11 protein-coding genes and 3 pseudogenes are annotated in these 18,690 nt (G+C 39.6%); 9 read left to right on the top strand and 5 right to left on the bottom strand.

Annotation, left to right across the window (positions count from 1 at the left end; genetic code table 11):
- Window positions 1–1,519 precede the first annotated feature (1,519 nt).
- Window positions 1,520–1,903 carry a cell division protein ZapA gene (locus ACFILN_RS01015; protein ID WP_273790489.1) on the bottom strand — a complete coding sequence of 128 codons (384 nt, stop codon included), beginning with the start codon at window positions 1,901–1,903 and terminating at the stop codon, window positions 1,520–1,522.
- A gap of 12 nt (window positions 1,904–1,915) precedes the next feature.
- Window positions 1,916–2,191, bottom strand: a complete 276-nt coding sequence (locus ACFILN_RS01010) for a DUF4164 domain-containing protein (protein WP_005774573.1) — start codon at window positions 2,189–2,191, stop codon at window positions 1,916–1,918.
- A gap of 334 nt (window positions 2,192–2,525) precedes the next feature.
- On the opposite strand from ACFILN_RS01010, the gene tkt reads away from it, so the two are divergent.
- From tkt to ACFILN_RS00990, 4 genes are all read left to right on the top strand, one after another.
- Entirely contained in the window at window positions 2,526–4,532 is a 2,007-nt protein-coding gene (gene tkt / locus ACFILN_RS01005; RefSeq protein WP_375637567.1) for a transketolase, read from the top strand.
- 203 nt (window positions 4,533–4,735) lie between these two features.
- Window positions 4,736–5,743 (top strand): type I glyceraldehyde-3-phosphate dehydrogenase, encoded by a 1,008-nt coding sequence (gap, locus tag ACFILN_RS01000; protein WP_375611739.1) that lies wholly within the window; start codon window positions 4,736–4,738, stop codon window positions 5,741–5,743.
- A gap of 521 nt (window positions 5,744–6,264) precedes the next feature.
- Window positions 6,265–7,458, top strand: coding sequence for a phosphoglycerate kinase (locus tag ACFILN_RS00995; protein WP_375630978.1), 1,194 nt, complete (start codon window positions 6,265–6,267; stop codon window positions 7,456–7,458).
- A gap of 109 nt (window positions 7,459–7,567) precedes the next feature.
- The gene (locus ACFILN_RS00990) at window positions 7,568–8,599 is read left to right on the top strand and encodes a class I fructose-bisphosphate aldolase (protein ID WP_375658034.1); all 1,032 of its coding nucleotides are present in this window, start codon (window positions 7,568–7,570) and stop codon (window positions 8,597–8,599) included.
- A 3,038-nt stretch (window positions 8,600–11,637) separates the two neighbouring features.
- Here the strand turns inward: ACFILN_RS00990 and ACFILN_RS00985 are convergent.
- Complete coding sequence (locus tag ACFILN_RS00985; RefSeq protein ID WP_375637569.1) at window positions 11,638–13,428, bottom strand: ABC transporter transmembrane domain-containing protein; 1,791 nt, start codon at window positions 13,426–13,428, stop codon at window positions 11,638–11,640.
- 186 nt (window positions 13,429–13,614) lie between these two features.
- On the opposite strand from ACFILN_RS00985, the gene rpmE reads away from it, so the two are divergent.
- The 5 genes and pseudogenes from rpmE to ACFILN_RS00960 all read left to right on the top strand — a co-directional run bounded on the left by rpmE (window position 13,615) and on the right by ACFILN_RS00960 (window position 17,020).
- Entirely contained in the window at window positions 13,615–13,836 is a 222-nt protein-coding gene (gene rpmE, locus ACFILN_RS00980; protein WP_005774581.1) for a 50S ribosomal protein L31, read from the top strand.
- Window positions 13,837–14,081: 245 nt separating this feature from the next.
- Window positions 14,082–14,266: pseudogene (locus ACFILN_RS00975) on the top strand (ATP-binding cassette domain-containing protein); the annotation flags it as partial.
- 260 nt (window positions 14,267–14,526) lie between these two features.
- Window positions 14,527–14,773: pseudogene (locus ACFILN_RS00970) on the top strand (ABC transporter); the annotation flags it as partial.
- 929 nt (window positions 14,774–15,702) lie between these two features.
- Complete coding sequence (locus ACFILN_RS00965; protein ID WP_375630923.1) at window positions 15,703–15,870, top strand: hypothetical protein; 168 nt, start codon at window positions 15,703–15,705, stop codon at window positions 15,868–15,870.
- Entirely contained in the window at window positions 15,830–17,020 is a 1,191-nt protein-coding gene (locus ACFILN_RS00960; RefSeq protein WP_375670665.1) for a hypothetical protein, read from the top strand. Before ACFILN_RS00965 ends, ACFILN_RS00960 begins: the two co-directional genes overlap by 41 nt.
- Before the next feature lie 164 nt (window positions 17,021–17,184).
- Here ACFILN_RS00960 and ACFILN_RS00955 read toward each other — a convergent pair.
- Both ACFILN_RS00955 and ACFILN_RS00950 read right to left on the bottom strand, forming a co-directional pair.
- A pseudogene (locus ACFILN_RS00955) lies at window positions 17,185–17,883 on the bottom strand (inositol monophosphatase family protein); the annotation flags it as partial.
- 6 nt (window positions 17,884–17,889) lie between these two features.
- Complete coding sequence (locus ACFILN_RS00950; protein ID WP_273790481.1) at window positions 17,890–18,681, bottom strand: inositol monophosphatase family protein; 792 nt, start codon at window positions 18,679–18,681, stop codon at window positions 17,890–17,892.
- Between the last annotated feature and the right edge of the window lie 9 nt (window positions 18,682–18,690).

Here is an 18,690-nt window from a genome sequence, read left to right as displayed (position 1 = left end):
TGCGTATTGCTTCTGTCTCTCAAGATGGAACGAAAGGGATTTGAGCCGTTTACGCATGGTGTTTTTTCATGCGCCTTTGAACAGGCTTTAAAAACAACGGGTGCGCGCCTCTTGTGAATGCCTCCATAGAACCCATTATTCTTTTATCTCTTATCGTAAGATAGAAAGGTATTGCGTTAGGTTGTCCAGTTTGGGGATGGGAGCAGATGCGGTGATGTTGTCTGTTGATTTTGTTTTAGTTCTGAGGAAGCTGCTTTTACGGTAGGGCATTTAATGGGAGCCCCCCTTTTATTTCATTAAGGCATATTGGGGATTGCTTTATTGATGTTTATACGAGCCAGATGTTCATTGATAATGAGAATTTATTCTTTTTCTTTTTGAATGAGAGCCTTGAAATTGTTCTCATTTTAAACTTTTGCAAACAGAATTGAATAAAATTAAAATTATGTGCCTAAAAAATCGTACTGGTATGTTATGAGAAAAAGTGATGGGTGAATGTGTTTTTAAAATATGCTTTGTCTGATCATTTGCAACATATTGATTTATAATGATAATTTATCGTTATTAAACTTGAATTAGAACCCCGAATTCCGTAAAATTCTCTTCAATTTATTTATGTTTTGTTAATTATAACTCTTTGCTTGTACGTCACAAGCGGGTGGGACATGTGGGTAAAAATTGTACAAGAAAGGCATAATTCTTATGAACCGTTTTAAGAGCCAAGGGGGCTGTCGCAATATTGAGGGCTGGTTATAATGATGGTGCCGACTTGCTCTTTTATTAAGCTTGGAGATTTTGGGTGGTGGGGAGAGGAATATGGATTATTTGTTATAAGGATAAAAATAGCGGTAGAGGATGTTTTCAAGAGCTATTATTGTTGTTTATGATGTTTGAGGTTGTATGAGATTAACATACTCTTCGGTTTTGACTTTTTTCTTGCTCTAAAGGATGAAAATACTTAATTCACGCTGGTTTATAAATGATACGGTTCTTTTCGGTGGGTTTCATCGGATGGACATTCTAGGTGCAAAGACTCTATGGTGCTTATATTATCAAATAGCGGTGTTTTACGGTATAATAGATAAGGTTATTTTTTTAATATATTGAATCTGCTTGATATTATCTAGGGGCAAGGATTTTGGACATGCATTCATAGGGAACATGAATATAGCTCTTTTTTTCGAAGGGTGCTTTATTTGTTTGTTGCTGTTGTCATTTATATGATTTTTTTTACATGATGTTGGTTTTGTTATCTTATTGCGCTGTTAAAAGACATCTCATTTGAAATGTGGTGATATAAGGCAGCCTCCTTGATATAGGAAGCGTTTGTGCGGAGGTGAAATATTCAGGGTAGGGCTTTCTTGTTGAGGTTTAAGTTAATCCCATAAGTTGTGAGTAGCTGGAATCCTTCCTATAAGAAACCAGACTGTTTACAGACTGGCGTGGGTTTAAGAATTTTTATCCTGTGAGATGTGGCGGACAAGTCAAGTCTCTGGTTTATTATGCGCTGATGTACTTTTTAGAAATCTTCCTGTTCTTGTTCTTGAATGTTTGTGTGGTTTTGATCATCTTTGAGCAATTGGTTGGTGAGATTTTCAATGCGTTGTGTGGTGTCACGCATAATTTTCCCCATGGTGCGGTCTCTTTCGTTGTGGAGTCGTAAAAGAGCATTGTAGTCTTCTTGTAATTTTTTATTTTCTCGTTTTATTTCTTCCATTTCATCGATAATCATTATGCCAGCCATAACCGATAAACGATGGTCGCCAATTTCACCAAAATTGTTCTTTAAATGTGTGATATATTGATCTAATTGAGCAGCAAGCGCAATAAGACGACGTTCTTGTCCTTTGTCACAAGCCATGCGATAAATTTTACCATCAATGGTAACGGAAACAGTTTCCATACATTCAAACCTTTATCTATCAATGACAACACGAATTGTTTCCATTGCTTTAATAAGACGTTTGGAAACTTCTTTGTTTACGGACTCTAAGCGTTCAATTTGGGCTTCAGCTTTGTCAAGCGCTTGGGCAAGATGGCTGCGGTCAGCATTCATTCGTTGGATTTCTTCTTCCCATTCGTTATTTTTATCAATAACGGCATTACGGTTTATTATGGTGATCTCTAAAGTTCTAAGTGCCTTTTCTAGGTGCTCTAAAGCATCTTGTAGAACTGTAGTCTCTTGGTTCATTGCTTTTATCCTTTGGGTAATTGTATCCTTTATCAATGTGTTATGCAAAAACGAATCACTTTCACTCTTGTGTTGTGTGCATTTTATTTTTAAGTATGTAAGATATTTTAGCAAGCAAAGCAGGGGATAGATATAAATTAAAAGCTGGATTTTTTGCGCGTATTGGCATAAATGACATGGATATACAGGACGCGTGAGGGGAATGTTATTAATGTTATTGAAGTGGTGGCAAAAAGTCTCACGCTAATGGTTAGAAAATAGTATTTCTTGAGAATTTTAAGAGAATACGGAAAAAGCAACAGAATAACGTATTTAACGAAATGGTCGATTATTCATGACAAACACCCACCAACAGAATCAGATGGCCAATGCTATCCGTTTTCTTGCTATTGATGCGATTGAAAAAGCAAATTCTGGTCATCCAGGCTTGCCAATGGGAGCCGCCGATATTGCTACGGTTCTTTATACAAGATTCCTTGCTCATGACCCCAAAAAACCTCGCTGGCCTAACCGTGATCGTTTTGTGTTATCAGCAGGACATGGGTCTATGTTGCTTTATGCTCTCTTGTATCTTTCTGGTTATGAAGATATTGGCATTGAAGATCTCAAAAATTTTCGTCAATTAGGAGCAAAGCTTGCTGGGCATCCAGAATATGGGCATGTGGCGGGAATCGAAACAACGACTGGTCCTCTCGGACAAGGGTTGGCGAATGCCGTGGGGATGGCTCTTGGAGAGCGTTTGCAAAATGCCCGTTTTGGTGATCTTATCAACCATTACACCTATGCGTTGGTGGGCGATGGATGCCTTATGGAAGGGATATCTCAAGAAGCACTTTCCCTTGCCGGTCATTTGAAACTCAATAAGCTTATTGTGTTGTGGGACGATAATAATATTTCTATCGATGGAGAGATTTCCCTTGCTGACAGTACAGATCAGATTGCGCGTTTTAAAGCTTCTGGTTGGGAGACACATAAAGTCAATGGGCATGATCAAGCAGCAATTGCGCGGGCTATTGAGGCGGCACAAAATTCCGATAAACCAACTTTGATCGCTTGTAAAACAACAATTGGTTTTGGAGCACCAAATAAAGCGGGTACCAATAAAGTTCATGGAGCCCCTTTGGGCGCACGAGAAATCGCTGAAACCCGTATCGCTTTAGGGTGGGATGCTGAGCCTTTCGTTATTCCAGCCGATATTCTCGATAATTGGCGCTTGGCTAGTCTCAATGCTGCTAAAAAACGCCAAAAATGGGAAGAAAAATTTGCTGATCTTCCTATCTCAGAGCGTGTGGAGTTTGAAAGATTGATGCGGGGCGATCTCGTGGGCGGATTTGATGGCGCTATTGATACTTATAAACAGAAATTGGTTGAAGAGCGCCCCGTTGTTGCTACGCGTAAAGCTTCGGAAATGGCTCTTGAAGTGATCAATGAGGTCGTTGTTGAGACTATTGGTGGTTCGGCTGATCTAACCGGATCTAATAATACAAAAAGTAGCCAGATGAAAAGTATCTCTGCTGAAGATTTTTCAGGGCGCTATCTGCATTATGGAATTCGCGAACATGCAATGGGAGCTGTGATGAATGGTCTTGCCCTTTATGGCGGCTTTATTCCTTATGGGGGAACCTTTTTATGCTTTTCTGACTATATGCGTCCTGCTATGCGTTTGTCTTCTCTCATGGGGTTGCGGGTGATTTATGTCATGACTCATGATTCTATTGGTCTTGGTGAGGATGGTCCGACCCATCAACCCGTGGAGCATTTGGCTTGCCTGCGTGCAATGCCTAATCATTTTGTGTTTCGTCCTGCCGATGCTATGGAGACAGTCGAGTGTTGGCAATTGGCTTTGAAAGCACGCGGGACGCCTTCTACCTTGGCTTTAAGTCGACAAAATCTACCGCTTTTGCGTCAAGAGTATGAAGAAGAAAATCTCTGTATGCTTGGTGCTTATGAATTCCTAACAGCTAGCGATGATGCACAAGTGACGCTGTTTGCTTCTGGTTCAGAATTGCAAATTGCAGTGGAGGCACATGCGGTGTTAGAAGAAAAAGGCATCCCAACGCGTGTGGTTTCTGTGCCTTGTTTTGAACTTTTTTCTCAACAATCTCTCTCCTATCAGCGTGCTCTCATTGGAGATGCACCGATTAAAATTGCCATTGAAGCTGCTGTCGCCCAAGGATGGGACCGTTTTATTGGCTGTGATGGTGTGTTTATTGGTATGGAGGGCTTTGGGGCAAGTGGAACAATTGATGCCCTTTATGCGCATTTTGGTATTACTTGGGAAAATGTTGTTGCCACCGTTGAAAAAGAGCTGGAAAAGATCAAAGAGGAAAAGACAAAGTGACAGCTTGTGTTGTCATGAATGGGGTGATTGTAGGGCATCATATTTTGTGCAGTATTGTGGATGATCTTGTGCATTATTGTGGATAAGTGAGTGAGTGATCAAGATATTGACATTGTGGGAATTAATGATTTTGGATTGGTGAAATACCCATTTATTGTGTTTTAAATGTTGTGCTTTTAAAAATTGATGAGGAAACATGTGAAATGACAGTTCGTGTTGCAATTAATGGGTTTGGTCGTATTGGTCGCAATATTTTACGTGCACTTGTGGAAAGTGGACGACAAGATGTTGAAGTGGTTGCAATTAATGATTTGGGATCGGTGGAAACAAATGCCCATTTATTACGCTATGATTCAGTTCATGGGCGTTTTCCTGGGATCGTTAAGGTGGTAGGGGATGCTATTGATGTGGGAGGTGGTTTAATAAAGGTATGCGCAGAGCGTGATCCTGCTCAATTGCCTTGGAAAGATTTGGATATCGATATTGCTTTGGAATGTACGGGTATTTTTACTGCGCGTGATAAAGCAAGTGCTCATTTAGATGCGGGGGCAAAGCGTGTTCTTATTTCTGCGCCTTCTGAAGGAGCAGATCTTACGGTCGTCTATGGGGTTAATCATCAATCTTTAAGCAGCGAGCATCGCGTTGTTTCAAATGCTTCTTGTACAACCAATTGTTTGGCGCCTGTTGCACAAGTTTTACACAATACGGTCGGCATTGAAAAGGGCTTTATGACAACAATCCATTCTTATACGGGTGATCAACCTGTATTGGATACAATGCATCGGGACCTTTATCGTGCACGTGCGGCAGCTCTTTCTATGATTCCTACCTCAACAGGAGCGGCAAAAGCTGTGGGATTGGTCTTGCCAGAATTAAAGGGATTGCTTGATGGTGTATCGATTCGTGTTCCGACCCCTAATGTTTCTGTGGTTGATTTGACATTTATCGCTAAGCGTTCCACAACAATCGAAGAAATTAATACAGCTATTGCTACTGCTGCACAGGGTTCTTTGAAGGGCGTTTTGGACACTACAGAAGAGAAACTCGTGAGTTGTGATTTTAATCATAATCCTCATTCAGCTATTTTCCACAATGATCAAACCAAAGTGATTGATGGTAAGCTCTGTCGCGTTCTGGTTTGGTATGATAATGAATGGGGCTTTTCTAACCGTATGAGTGATACGGCAGTGGCTTTTGCTAAGACAATATAAGAGGACCTCAGGGTCCTCTTTTTATAGGGAAAAGTCTCATTTTTGTGCAATTTTGAGAAAAACAGATAGAGGCTGTTGTTCTCATGCGCTAGAGAGAAGAGGCTATTGAAAAATTGATGATGTGTTTTGTTTTAATACTGTGTCAATACGTGCTTTTAAAAGATGCATGAAAGAGTAAACTTTTAAAAAGTAAGATCTGAACGAGATACCTTTTGAGAAAACGTTAGAAAACAGAAACAGGAGATGTAAACTCTTTTTCCTAGAAGTAAAAGGAAGCTTTAATAGAGATCAAGTTGAGCCAATGCATTTGTTTGCCACAATGGAATATGAAGATTAAGAGCAATGGTGGGCTTTTGTACATTTGACGATAAAAGCTTTGGATTTTTATTAAGCAAAGGGTGAGAGATAGGCTGTCGTGGATCTCTTGTAAAAGCAAAGAGGGGGATAAGTGGAAAGAAAAGTGGGCAGGGTTGTTGGATGCGTTTTTATTTGAAACAATGGAAAGTGAAGAGGAAGCAGTGATGGGGTTTCGTACACTTGATGATGTTGATGTTTTGGGCAAACGTGTTCTGGTGCGCGTAGATTTTAATGTTCCTATGGCACAGGGCAAAGTTTGTGACGAGACGCGTCTTGTACGGCATAAAGAGACACTCATTGAGCTACAAAAATGTGGTGCTAAACTTATTCTGCTTTCTCATTGTGGTCGCCCCAAAGGAAAGGTAGAGCAAGAGTTTTCACTTCGTCCTGTTGTGCAAGTGCTGGAAAAGATCATTAATCAGCCGGTTGCTTTTGCTCCGGACTGTATCGGTTCGGCGGTGCAGGTTGCAGTTGAGTCATTACAAAATGGTGGTGTTTTACTGCTTGAAAATGTTCGTTTTTATGCTGGTGAAGAAAAGAATGATTGTTCTTTTGCAGAAGCTTTGGCTCATAATGGAGATCTCTATGTTAATGATGCTTTTTCAGTTTCTCATCGTGCCCATGCTTCGGTGGAGGGAATAACGCATTTGTTGCCTTCTTATGCAGGACGCTCTTTGCAAGGTGAATTGCAGGCATTAGAAAAAGGACTTGGCAATCCAGCACGTCCTGTGGTTGCCCTTGTGGGAGGAGCAAAGGTTTCTAGTAAGCTTTTTGTGCTCAATCATTTGGTGGAAAAAGTTGACTCCTTAATTATTGGTGGGGGGATGGCTAACAGTTTTTTAGCTGCACAAGGTATCCATGTAGGAAAATCACTGTGTGAACATGCATTGATGGAAACGATAAAAAAAATCATTAAAAAAGCGCAAGAGTGTCACTGTACGCTTCTGCTCCCTCAGGATGCTGTCGTTGGATTTCGTTTTGAAAAAGATGCACCGCATCGTCTTTATGACATTGAAGATATTCCACAAGATGGCATGATATTGGATATTGGGACGCGCTCTATTGCGCATATCAATGCTGCGATAGATGAAGCTGCTACTCTTGTGTGGAATGGACCCCTTGGTGTTTTTGAGATGTCTCCCTTTGATAAGGGAACCATTGCCGTTGCACGCCATGCAGCAGAACGTAGTTTGACGGGAAAGTTGGTTTCAATTGCGGGAGGGGGCGATACGGTTTTTGCCCTTAATCATGCCGGTGTTGCCAATGATTTTACTTATCTCTCGACTGCTGGAGGAGCTTTTTTGGAATGGATGGAAGGAAAGACTCTTCCTGGTATTCTTGCCCTCATGCAGGCTTAAAGGGCTTCTTTGAAGGGAAGGTTAAAGAAAAACTATACAGTCGTGTAGAGTGTTTTTTGATAGTGTTGCGCATTTTTAGAAATTAAGACAAAATAAAGAGGAATTTTTTATGAATGAACGGCTTGAAGATATTGCACTTGCTTTGGTGCATGCAGGTAAAGGTATTTTGGCGGCAGATGAAAGTACGGCGACCATTGGAAAGCGTTTTGAAAGCATTGGTGTTGAATCCAATGAAGATAAGCGCCGTGCTTATCGTGAAATGCTTTTTAGTACAAAAGAAGCGATGGAAAACGCCATCTCTGGGGTTATTTTATTTGATGAAACCATTCGGCAAAAAGCATCAACTGGGAAAATGTTGACGGATCTTATTCGGGATTCAGGCGCTTTGCCAGGGATTAAAGTTGATACCGGTGCAAAACCCTTGGCTGCTTTTCCCCAAGAAACAATTACCGAAGGGTTGGATGGTCTTCGTGAGCGGCTAAAAAATTATTATGCTTTGGGAGCACGTTTTGCTAAATGGCGTGCGGTAATTGCTATTGATGAACACACTTTGCCAACAAGAGGCGCCATAAGACAAAATGCACAAGCTCTTGCACGCTATGCTGCCTTATGTCAGGAGTTCAATATTGTGCCCATTGTTGAGCCGGAAGTGTTGATGGATGGATCATCGTGTGGGCATTCAATTACACGCTGCTTTGAGGTGACACGCACTGTTTTGCAGGCTGTCTTTAAAGAATTGTTTGAAGCTCGTGTTCTTTTGGAGGGGATGATTTTAAAGCCCAATATGGTGATTGATGGAAAGGATGCTCGCAAGGCTTCTGTTGAAGAAGTTGCTGAAAAGACTGTCCAAGTGCTTAAACAAACGGTTCCTGCTGCTGTTCCCGGAATTGCTTTTCTTTCTGGAGGGCAGTCTGATCAGGAAGCAACGGCGCATTTATCTGCTATAAATTCTTTGGGCGTATTGCCTTGGAAATTGACCTTTTCCTATGGACGAGCACTGCAAGCAGCTGCCTTAAAAGCATGGGCGGGAAAAGATGAAAATATTGCTGTTGCACAGAAGGCATTTCGTCATCGGGCTCGGATGAACCATCTTGCGGCTTTGGGACAATGGACAAAAGAACAAGAAAAAGCGTGCGATTGAAGCACAAGCCCTGTTTTTAAATGCGGAGAGATTTTGCATGTTTCTGCGTGATTTTTTGTGCCCTCATCATGATAAAAATGGCGGGGGCGTTTTAGACTTGAAAGCTTTCTCAGAGAGTTTTTTCCTTGGACCTTTTAAAAGTCTTTAATGGGTGCTATCGAGAGATAAGATTGCGGGAGAGGTGCAATTTCGAGAAGGGGAGATAATGCTAGGAAATTTGTGAATGCACAGCACTTTAGTATGGTGTCGTTCATGGGTGGGCACTTGCTTTTTGAGTGAAAATCATAAAGCTCATACTGTATTGAAGAGTTTGATATTGTGATATTTTTTCTTTTTCATGTTATCATTACTTGTCATCAGCAGAATTTATTTGATTGCAGTTTTAAAGGTGGATTAAGCGGGTAGATTAGAGAGTTGCGATTTCTGAGCGGATTGGAATACAGCTTATGAAGCTTTTCTGCGTCAGGATAGCTTCCTCTTCAATGGGGGTAGTTTTTCTATTGGCGAACGAATTGAATAACTCTTGCGAAAGAAAATAGATTTGTACCTCAATAAAACACCTATTTTTTGATGATATAATTAAAGATAACTAACTTCATAGCATCTTGGCTTAAAACGGGGGGAGTTGTGGACGGTATCTCTTCTAAGAAGATAAGCATCAAAAGAAAAAATCGATACGCAGAACAGAGCTTTTCTGCAATTATGATGCGAAAATTGTGCAATATGGTGCGTGGGGTATTCGAAGGGGTCTTTACAGTATTTACTTTCATAATTTTTATTATCTTGCTCAACATACGTGGGCCGGTTCATGCCGTACTAAGCTTCTTTGCAGGTGCGAGTGGATTAGCGTGCTTTTTGTTTTTTTCGGATACCTCATAGAACGCCGCGAAGCCACAGATGAAGCCCCGCTATATCGTCCGCATTGATGTTAACAATTGGTGAAGGCGTTTCTTCTATTTGCTCCCTGTCTGCTATTTGGGGTTACGACGCTCTCTTATTCTGTTTAGCACCTCCTGGGTATGTTCTTATTCTCCCTGAATAAATAGAGTGCACTTCGTTTGCATACAAATCAAAATGAGAGGCTGTCTGCCTCTCAAATTCTTAATAATTGCTCTCCAAAATAATGACATCAGACCCGCTTTTAATGAAGGGGCTAACAAGCTTTGGGTCCTTAAGCCTCAAGGCAACCCTTTACAAGTTGCGCCTAACGGCATTCTTGACCTTAAGACAGCAAAACGGCTTATGAACAAACTCTCTTATTAAGCCACATCATCTTTTATTCTTCTCATGCGGTTCTGAAATCATGATATAAAGGGCAAGCTTCTCATCGTGCCTAAATGGTAACTTATCGTGTGTTAAATGGAAAAATGAGAAAAAGCATCTTTATGCAATATAATCCAATTATGATTTTTTGATTTAAACATAAAGGACTTAAAGTTCTACAAGACTGATACAATAAAAGGGGGAAAATCGCCTATTCTTAGAAACTAAGTCGTATTCTCGGTGCTCTTGATATAGCTATCTCACCAAATGGTTTTGAAGACTTATCCTTTTAGCTCTATTTATTAAAAGGTCATTTTGAGGGGGCTTGGCTAATGAATGTAAAGGAAAATTAGCACGTAATATTTCGCTTTGCTGGTATAGATGCTGAATGAGTTAATTATCTAGAGGATCACTGAAGAGGGAGCGCTAAAAAATGATGAAAATCCTCCGTACTTCGGTGAATTCGTGGTTGAAGATATAATCGTAGAACTTGGCTTATCTGTTCCTGAAACAGCTGAATGGTTTGAAATGGTTAGGGTGTCAGTTCTGCATATGCTTGACTCGCTATACAAAAAAATTACGATTTCGTGCAAGCTTTAAAACATAAATACCCTAAAGATATATCCTCTTTGTACATGTTCTTATCATCGTTAAAATGCCTTCTTAAAGCACGACAGGGGATGCTATAAAATTGAGAGCTGTAAAATATATGGGGCAGGGGGTGAGAAGATGGTGTTCAATCGAAGTACTCTATCCTTATTTTTATGGGCTATGCCTGAAAGAGAGAGCTGGAGAGACGATTTGTGAGCAAAGAGAAAGTGTTTTGAGGTTGCGTGTCTGCAAGAGCAGAACAGTGGTCGTGGTGATATTTAAAAACAATAAATTTGATAAAATTTTACAATTTTGCCAAAAGCCAGTTTATTATAAAAGCTGTTGCTTATACGCGCTCATACAAAAGTTATAAGAAGCCCAAAAGTGCTAAAAAAGTCTTTGCTCTTTTTCAATAAGACGGATCTGCAAACAATATTCAAAAAGTGTTCGTGTTTTTGAAAGAGCATAAAAGGATACTCTTGCAATAGAGAGAAGCGTATTTGTGAGTTACAATTTGTCATGATTTTCGGTAAACACTATTGTTTAGAGCGGTGAGAGAGGGCATGAAAAAATTTTAATATTCAGTTTTTTAAAGAGTGTGGTCAGTCTTTAGGATAGAGCTTGTGTCCCTAGAGCCTATCAAGTGAGCCCGCATAAAGGCTTCAAGAAAGCGAGCACCTATTATACTTTTTGCCAGCGTATACTCTTTTGTCAGCGCCCCAATGTTTTGACAGCCCTTAGAACGTAAAGGGGCAAGGGAGGTATTTTACCTCTTTCTTGTACTGTTTTACTCCACACACCAACTCTGCTTGTGATGTGCAAGCCAAGAGATTTTGTTTGACTCACTATGAGGGTTTGACATGAGAAAATCCTATGGTATTCATGATCTTTCATGAAAAACAATGAATTATCCTTATAAATCAACGTGACAGTGCTGTTATGAAGAGAACTCCTTGCACATCTTAATAGCCCATAGAGATTAACTTGGTATCATTTTACATTCTGTACACAGAAGTGTCTTTATAAAATGCTCCATCTTGCGCAGAAAAAAGAACAGCCCGTTAAAAAAGAAAAACATCTCAATGCTTGCTTTTCTTTTTTCCATGAGAGATTTAAATTGATAAGCCTGTCTGAAAAGAGTGCTGTTTATGCCCTTAAAGATACTGCTCTTGTATCAAGATCACTTACTCAGGCGAAAATTGGAGTTTTGCGAGGTAAGCATAAACGCCATTTTTTGCCACAAGTTCGGCATGGGTTCCTTCTTCCACAAGGGCGCCTTTATCCATCACAAGAATACGATCTGCTTTTAAAATTGTTGCCAAACGATGCGCAATGACCAATGTTGTTCGATTTTGCATCAATCCTTCTAAAGCGTCTTGCACCAACTTTTCACTGTTTGCATCTAAAGCAGATGTTGCTTCATCAAGCAGCAACAGGGGTGCATTTCTTAAAATTGCCCGTGCAATACCAATGCGTTGTTTTTGCCCCCCAGAAAGCATGGTACCACGTTCTCCTACTTGCGTATCCAAGCCATCTGGTAAAGCTTGAATAAATTCAAGTGCATTAGCCGCTTTAGCGGCAGCAAGGATTTCCTCTTCATGGGTAGTTTCAGTTCCAAAAATAATATTATCACGCAATGTTCCATCAAAAATGGCGACATCTTGTGGAACATAGGAAATTGCACTGCGTAAATCTTGTAAAGAAAGGCGATTAATTTCCATGCCATCCAACCGAATTGTTCCATTTGTCGGATCATAAAAACGAAGGATCAAAGAAAAAATGCTGCTTTTTCCTGCTCCAGAAGCCCCAACAAAAGCAACCGTTTCGCCTGCTTTTACAGAAAATGAAAGCGAGCGTAAAACCTTCTCTTGTGGTCTAGAAGGATAGGTAAAATCAACCTGATCAAAAACAAGTTCACCTCGAACAGGTTGCTCTAATGATAAAGGATTTTTAGGTGCTACAATAGTAGGTTGTTCTTGTAACAATTCGGCAAGCCGTTCAGCAGCGCCTGCTGCTTGGATTAATTCTGCTCCCAGTTCCGATAATTGCGCAAAAGTAGAAGCTCCAAAAACCGCATAAAGGACAAATTGCCCTAATGTTCCTCCTGTCATCGTTCCATTCAAAACATCACGCGATCCAATCCATAAAACAGCAACCACACTGCTAAAAACCAAAAAAATTGCAAACCCCGTAAAAAAGGAGCGCAAGATTACAGAAGCACGTGCTGTTTGAAAAGCACGTTCTATCAATTGTGAAAAACGTATTGTAACGAGTTTTTCAGCGGTAAAAGCTTGCACAGTGCGAATAGCGCTTACCTGCTCTGTAGCAACAGCATTGGCATCTGCGAGACGATCTTGCGCCGCGCGGGTACGAGAGCGAACTTTACGTCCAAAGACTACCAAGGGAATGGCCACAACAGGAATAGCCGCTAAAACCAACAAAGACAATTTAGCATTGGTGATCACCATCATCACGACGGCTCCGATCACGATAATCAGCTGACGTAAAGCGGTAGAGGCGGTAGAGCCCACAGCTAATTTTATTTGTGTGGTATCTGTTAGAAGCCTTGAAACAATCTCTCCTGAATGTGACCGATCAAAAAAAGCAGGAGAAAGTTTCATAATATGGACAAACACATCACGCCGTAAATCGGCAACAATCCGTTCTCCCAAGGTGATAACACAGTAATAACGGGCTGCTGAAGCAAATGCGAGAAACAAGGCTAAGATAAACAAAATTCCAAAGTAAAAATTGATATGTCCATGGCTTGAAGTAGAAAACCCATGATCAAACATTTGGCGGATAGCCACAGGCAAAGCTAATGTGACAAGAGCAGCAACAGATAACGCTAGAAAAGCAAAGATAAACAACCAACGATAGCGCAAAAGATAAGGAACAAAAATTGCAAGCGAAGAGAATGAAGATTTCTTAGGGGAAGACTTTGTCGATTTTTCTGAACGAGAACGTAATGTCATAAAATTTTGCTCACTGTATTGGATTTGTAACACTTGATACAATGATGTATCTTGAACACTTGTTTTTTGATGCGTGCTCAGTTATAGGAATAAATACTTTAATCAATGTATCAAAAAGACAAAGGAAGTGCACTTAAAAAAACAAGCAAGTGCTATTTCATTCTATAAACGCAAAAGGTTTGACGCATGAAAGCGAATATTCACCCCAACTATCACAAAATTACCGTTGTTATGACGGATGGAACCCAATATACGACGCGCTCTACTTGGGGAAAAGAAGGCGATACTCTTAATCTAGATATTGATCCAAGAACGCATCCGGCATGGACAGGTGGCTCCCAAACGCTCGTAGATCGTGGTGGTCGTCTTTCTAAATTCAAAAATCGTTTTGGTAATATTGGCATGTAAAAGCCTCCTCTTTATGGGGTACAAGGGTTTTAAACAAAACGATTGCAAACGATGAGTTTTTGATCCTATCAAAGAGTGCACTTTAAATATTAATTCAAAAACGCATCCGACATAAACAGATGGGTCTATAAATCATTGTGGTTGCGTTTTTTAAATTCAAAAATCATTTTGAAATACACGCAAAAATCCTTTCTTCCCTAGAGTATAAAGACTTGAAATAAAATAATTGCAAACTTTTCTTCTTTTTTGGAACTGAACATACCCACGGAGAGGAAGTATTTTCCGCTTCTAAAGCTGCCAATGTATTTGAATTTATTCAAGCTTTACCAAACGTCTTTGATACGCAAGTAGAAGAACGTGGTACTATGCTTTCTGGGGGCAAAAACAACGCATCGGTATTGCACGGGCGATTTTAAGAAATGCAGCCCTCTTGTTGCAAGCCGGCACCATCATTGTATTTGCCAACTCGTGGATGTTGCTACAGCCCTTGGCACTTGAGACGATTTACTATAGGCATTTTAAGTCCTTTCTTAATAGTTTTTTTATTCACGCGGGCTCTCTCCGCTTGGTACGTGCAAAAGACATGGTTTTGATTGGTTCACCATGGAGCAGGTTTGAAATGAGAGAATCTTACGGTATTCGGGATTCTCATTCAACATACAAGACAATGAATTATTATTATAAATCAAAATTTTGCTACTTGATGAAGCAAGATTTGCTTTAGATGCAAACAGTGAAAAGTTGGTGCAAAATGCCTTAGAAGGATTGATACAAAATCCTAAATCCTGGTCATTGCACATCGTTTGGCAACAATTTTAAAAGCTGATCGTATTCTCGTGATGGATAAAGGCGCTTTTGTGGAAGAAGGAACACACAACTCATTATAAAAAATAATGTTTATGCGCATTTGGCTAAACTGCAATTCTCATCTGAGTAAGTGATCTTGATACAAGAGCAGTATTTTTAAGGGCATAAACAGTACTCTTTTCAGACAGGCTTATCAATTTGAAACTCTCATGGAAAAAAGAAAGGCAAGCATTGAGATGTTTTTCTTTTTTAATAGGCTGTTCTTTTTTTTTTTGCCTGAGATGAAGTATTTTTATAAAGACACTTCTGTGTACAGAATATAAAACGATATCCAGTTAAATCGCTATGGACTATTAAGATGAGCGAGGAGTTCTCTTTATAACAGTATCTTCACGTTGATTTATAATGATAACTCATTGTTTTTCATGAAAGATCTTACATGGAATTTCTCGTTTCAAATTTGATTATGTTGCATTAGTCAAAACCATGTCTCTTGCATATACCAAGCAGGGAAGATTGCGTGAAGTAAAAATACTTAAAGAAAGAATAAGTCTTCTTCATGAAGCGTCTCAAGTTTTAGGGGCTGTAGTAATATTGAGGGGATTAGGAAAGTGTATGATGATGTCGCTTTACTAAAAAAGAGCCGATAAATGAGTAGAAAGACGCTTTTTATCAATTTTATAAAACAAGGTGAGCACGCAGCCATGTTTTGCTGTGTTAGGCTTTTGAGTACTTTGAACCAATATTGTGGGAGTGCATTTTAAGAATTATAAAGCTCTTCTTAAAAGTGCATAAATCATTAGAGCAGTACAATTAAATACAAATTGTTTTATTTTACCAGAAAAAATATCTATATTTTATGTATTGTTTTTATTAAAATATAATATGTAGTTATTTTCAAATCATATGTACACATAATGATACAATATCGAGAAATCGATAAAAGAGCTGCGTTAAATATTGGTGGGAATAAAAGAGAGCAAGAATGGAAGAAGACATAAAATTGGCAATAGCTTTCATAATAGCTACAATTAAGGTCATTTGGAAATGGGGGAAAAAATGTGGGAGCGGAAGATTCGGCGTTATGATTTTGTGCATCATATGGATGGGGAAGTCGTGGTATTTGGGATACTCAGTGGATTTTTTGTTCGGTTTGGCAATGATAGTGTGTTGTGGGGGAAGCTTAATGCTTGCATTGGCAATTTATCAGAACAAGCATTTAACTAAACAACTTGAGCAAAAAGAGCAAGAGTGCGCTGGATATCAAGATATTATTGCTCAAGGGGAACAAAGGCTTGTTAAAAAAACTCAAAAAATATCGCAGGAATGGTTGAAACAATGGGATGAGGGAGTAAGGCTATGGGAAAGAGACGTACTGGGGATAAAAAATCCTAGGGAAGATATGAAATTCAGTGGAGATCGGCTTCCATTTGTAAAGGATATTTGTGTTCGAGGGGAGCACGAAGTGCGTTTATTGTACAAACAAGCACTCGAAAAAAAACTTACTTATGAACATTACAAAAAAATATGTAGTCTCTTGGATACCTCGTATTTTAGGAAATTTTTTATAAAAGCAGTGCGATTAATGAGAAAGAATGGAATAACTCTGCAAAAGTTTGTAGATCCTTTTACGAAAAAAAAACGGAGTCAACCTACGATGTTATTACTTCATTGGTGGTTATATGTTCTTGATGATATGATTACAGCTGAATGCAAACAGCACCAAAAGGAAAACTTTACAGGGGAGGATGAAAAGAAAAAATTTACAGATACTTTGTGGGACAACATATCTATAAGTATAGAACACAAAGAGATAGAGAAAATGCTAAAGCTTTCGGAATCTTGGTCTGGTGAGTGTACTTTATTATTATATTGTAAAAAGAATGTGTTGTTGTTGTTGTTGTGTGATATTTCCAGTGATTATAAGGCGGCAAGAGAAACTTTCATTTACTATAAGAAGCTTATTAAAACAGTGAAAAAAGGCTATGTTGCCTTTGATAATGGTTGCCATTCTGTCACAGTTAGAGATGTAATCAATACTTGTAAAGAGAATGACACAAATAGAGCAAAAAAGCTTTCCATAGCTGAGGGGAATCCAACATTTGAAGAAGCTTACAAATTAGGAGCCAGAGAATGGATAAAAGCAGCAAATGAGACATGTGATAACCGATTGATCTTTTGGGAGAAGCTTGTTGAGGAAAAAAAGTTAAAAGAAAAATTAAAAATTATCTTCGGTAATGAGAAGGTAAAGGCGCTGAAAGAGGCTGTTGAAAAAGATAAAGAGCAGCTTGCAAGTGAAATGCAGAAAGCAATTTTGGAAAACAAAGATTTTTGTTACTATAAATCTCGAGAGTATTTCATAGACTATCTGAGATAATGGTTAAATGAAGGGGGGGAATGGCTGTATAAATCAATGGATTTGCTAAAATTTCTGTTGTCATGTAGAGGTGAAAACTATGAGAGGCATATGTGATAGCCCTTAGCAGAGAGGGGATATTTTAAATTATAGTCAATCTTTTTTGCTGTGTAGGCGGTGATTTCTTAAGAGAAGTAGGGGAGGATGTTGGCTTCTGATGTCGTTGTTGCTTCTTGGGGCGTTTTGTTGTGATGATATTTTTTTTTGCGAAATATATCGCTGCTGCCTTCTTTATCAGTGACAAAACCACCGGTTTTGCGAAGCATCAGTATGCTGGTAGTTTTATCAAAAATGTGCAGATTATCTTCCCAAAAGCTATCGGTTTTTTCTGCGGCGACATAAGCTAAATTCGAGAGCAGCAGCACCAAAACGGCGAAGTTTGGCAACTTCCATCATTATATTGCGTAATTCAATAAGATAGGTTCCATGATTTGGACGACCAAAATGAGGCATTTCCCGTGGCAATGACACAATCTTCTAGTCTACGCCGTGCAGAAACGCGACAGCGTCGGTCATTGAAAAAAGCACCACACCCGCGTTCTGCGGTGAAGAGTTCATCACTCACGGGATTGTAAATGACACCAGCAACGATTTTTCCTTGGCTTTCTAAGGCAATGGAAACAGCAAAAAAGGGAATGCCATGGAGAAAATTTGTGGTGCCATCTCAAAGGGTCAATAATAAAACGGTGTTGTGAATCTTCTCCAATGATTTCTTCTGACTCTTCCATCAGAAAACAAAATTTGGGGCGCGCTTTGCTTAATTCATTAAAAATAATTTTTTCCGCTTTGCGATCTGCTTGGCTGACATAATCTGCTAGATCTTTTTAGGTTTAAATGCCTTTTTTGAGGGTTTTTTCTAATTTTAGGCGAATGTGTTCATTGCCGGCAATGATATTTTTTTTGCGGAATATATCGCTACCGCCTTCTTTATCGGTGACAAAACCACCTGCTTCACGAACCATCAGTATTCCAGCAGCCATATCCCAAATTTGCAGGTTATCTTCCCAAAAGCCATCGGTTCTTCCAGCAGCAACATAAGCTAAATCAAGCGCAGCAGCACCAAAACGGCGAAGTCCGGCAACCTCTGCCATCACATTACGTAATTCAATAAGATAGGCTCCATGATTTGGGCGACCAAAATGAGGCATGCCTGTGGCAATGACACAATCTTCTAGTCTGCGCCGTGCAGAAACGCGACAGCGGCGGTCATTGAAAAAAGCACCACACCCGCGTTCTGCGGTGAAGAGTTCATCATTCACGGGATTGTAAATGACACCACCAACGATTTTCCCTTGGCTTTCTAAGGCAATGGAAACAGCAAAAAAAGGAATGCCATGGAGAAAATTTGTGGTGCCATCTAAAGGGTCAACAATAAAACGGTGTTGTGAATCTTCTCCAATGATTTCTTCTGACTCTTCCATCAGAAAACCAAATTTGGGGCGCGCTTTGCTTAATTCATTGAAAATAATTTTTTCCGCTTTGCGATCTGCTTGGCTGACATAATCTGCTGGTCCTTTCAAAGACACTTGCAAATTTTGCACTTCACCGTAATCACGTACCAACGAGCGTCCTGCTTTCATTGCAGCTTGCACCATGACATTCATGACTGCAGAATGGGCCATTTTTTATTC

Origin of the sequence: Bartonella sp. CL434QHHD (assembly GCF_042195145.1) — a bacterium.
Classification (GTDB): domain Bacteria; phylum Pseudomonadota; class Alphaproteobacteria; order Rhizobiales; family Rhizobiaceae; genus Bartonella.
Note: the sequence above shows the minus strand (reverse complement) of the source record. Positions and strands in the feature narration are given on the sequence as shown.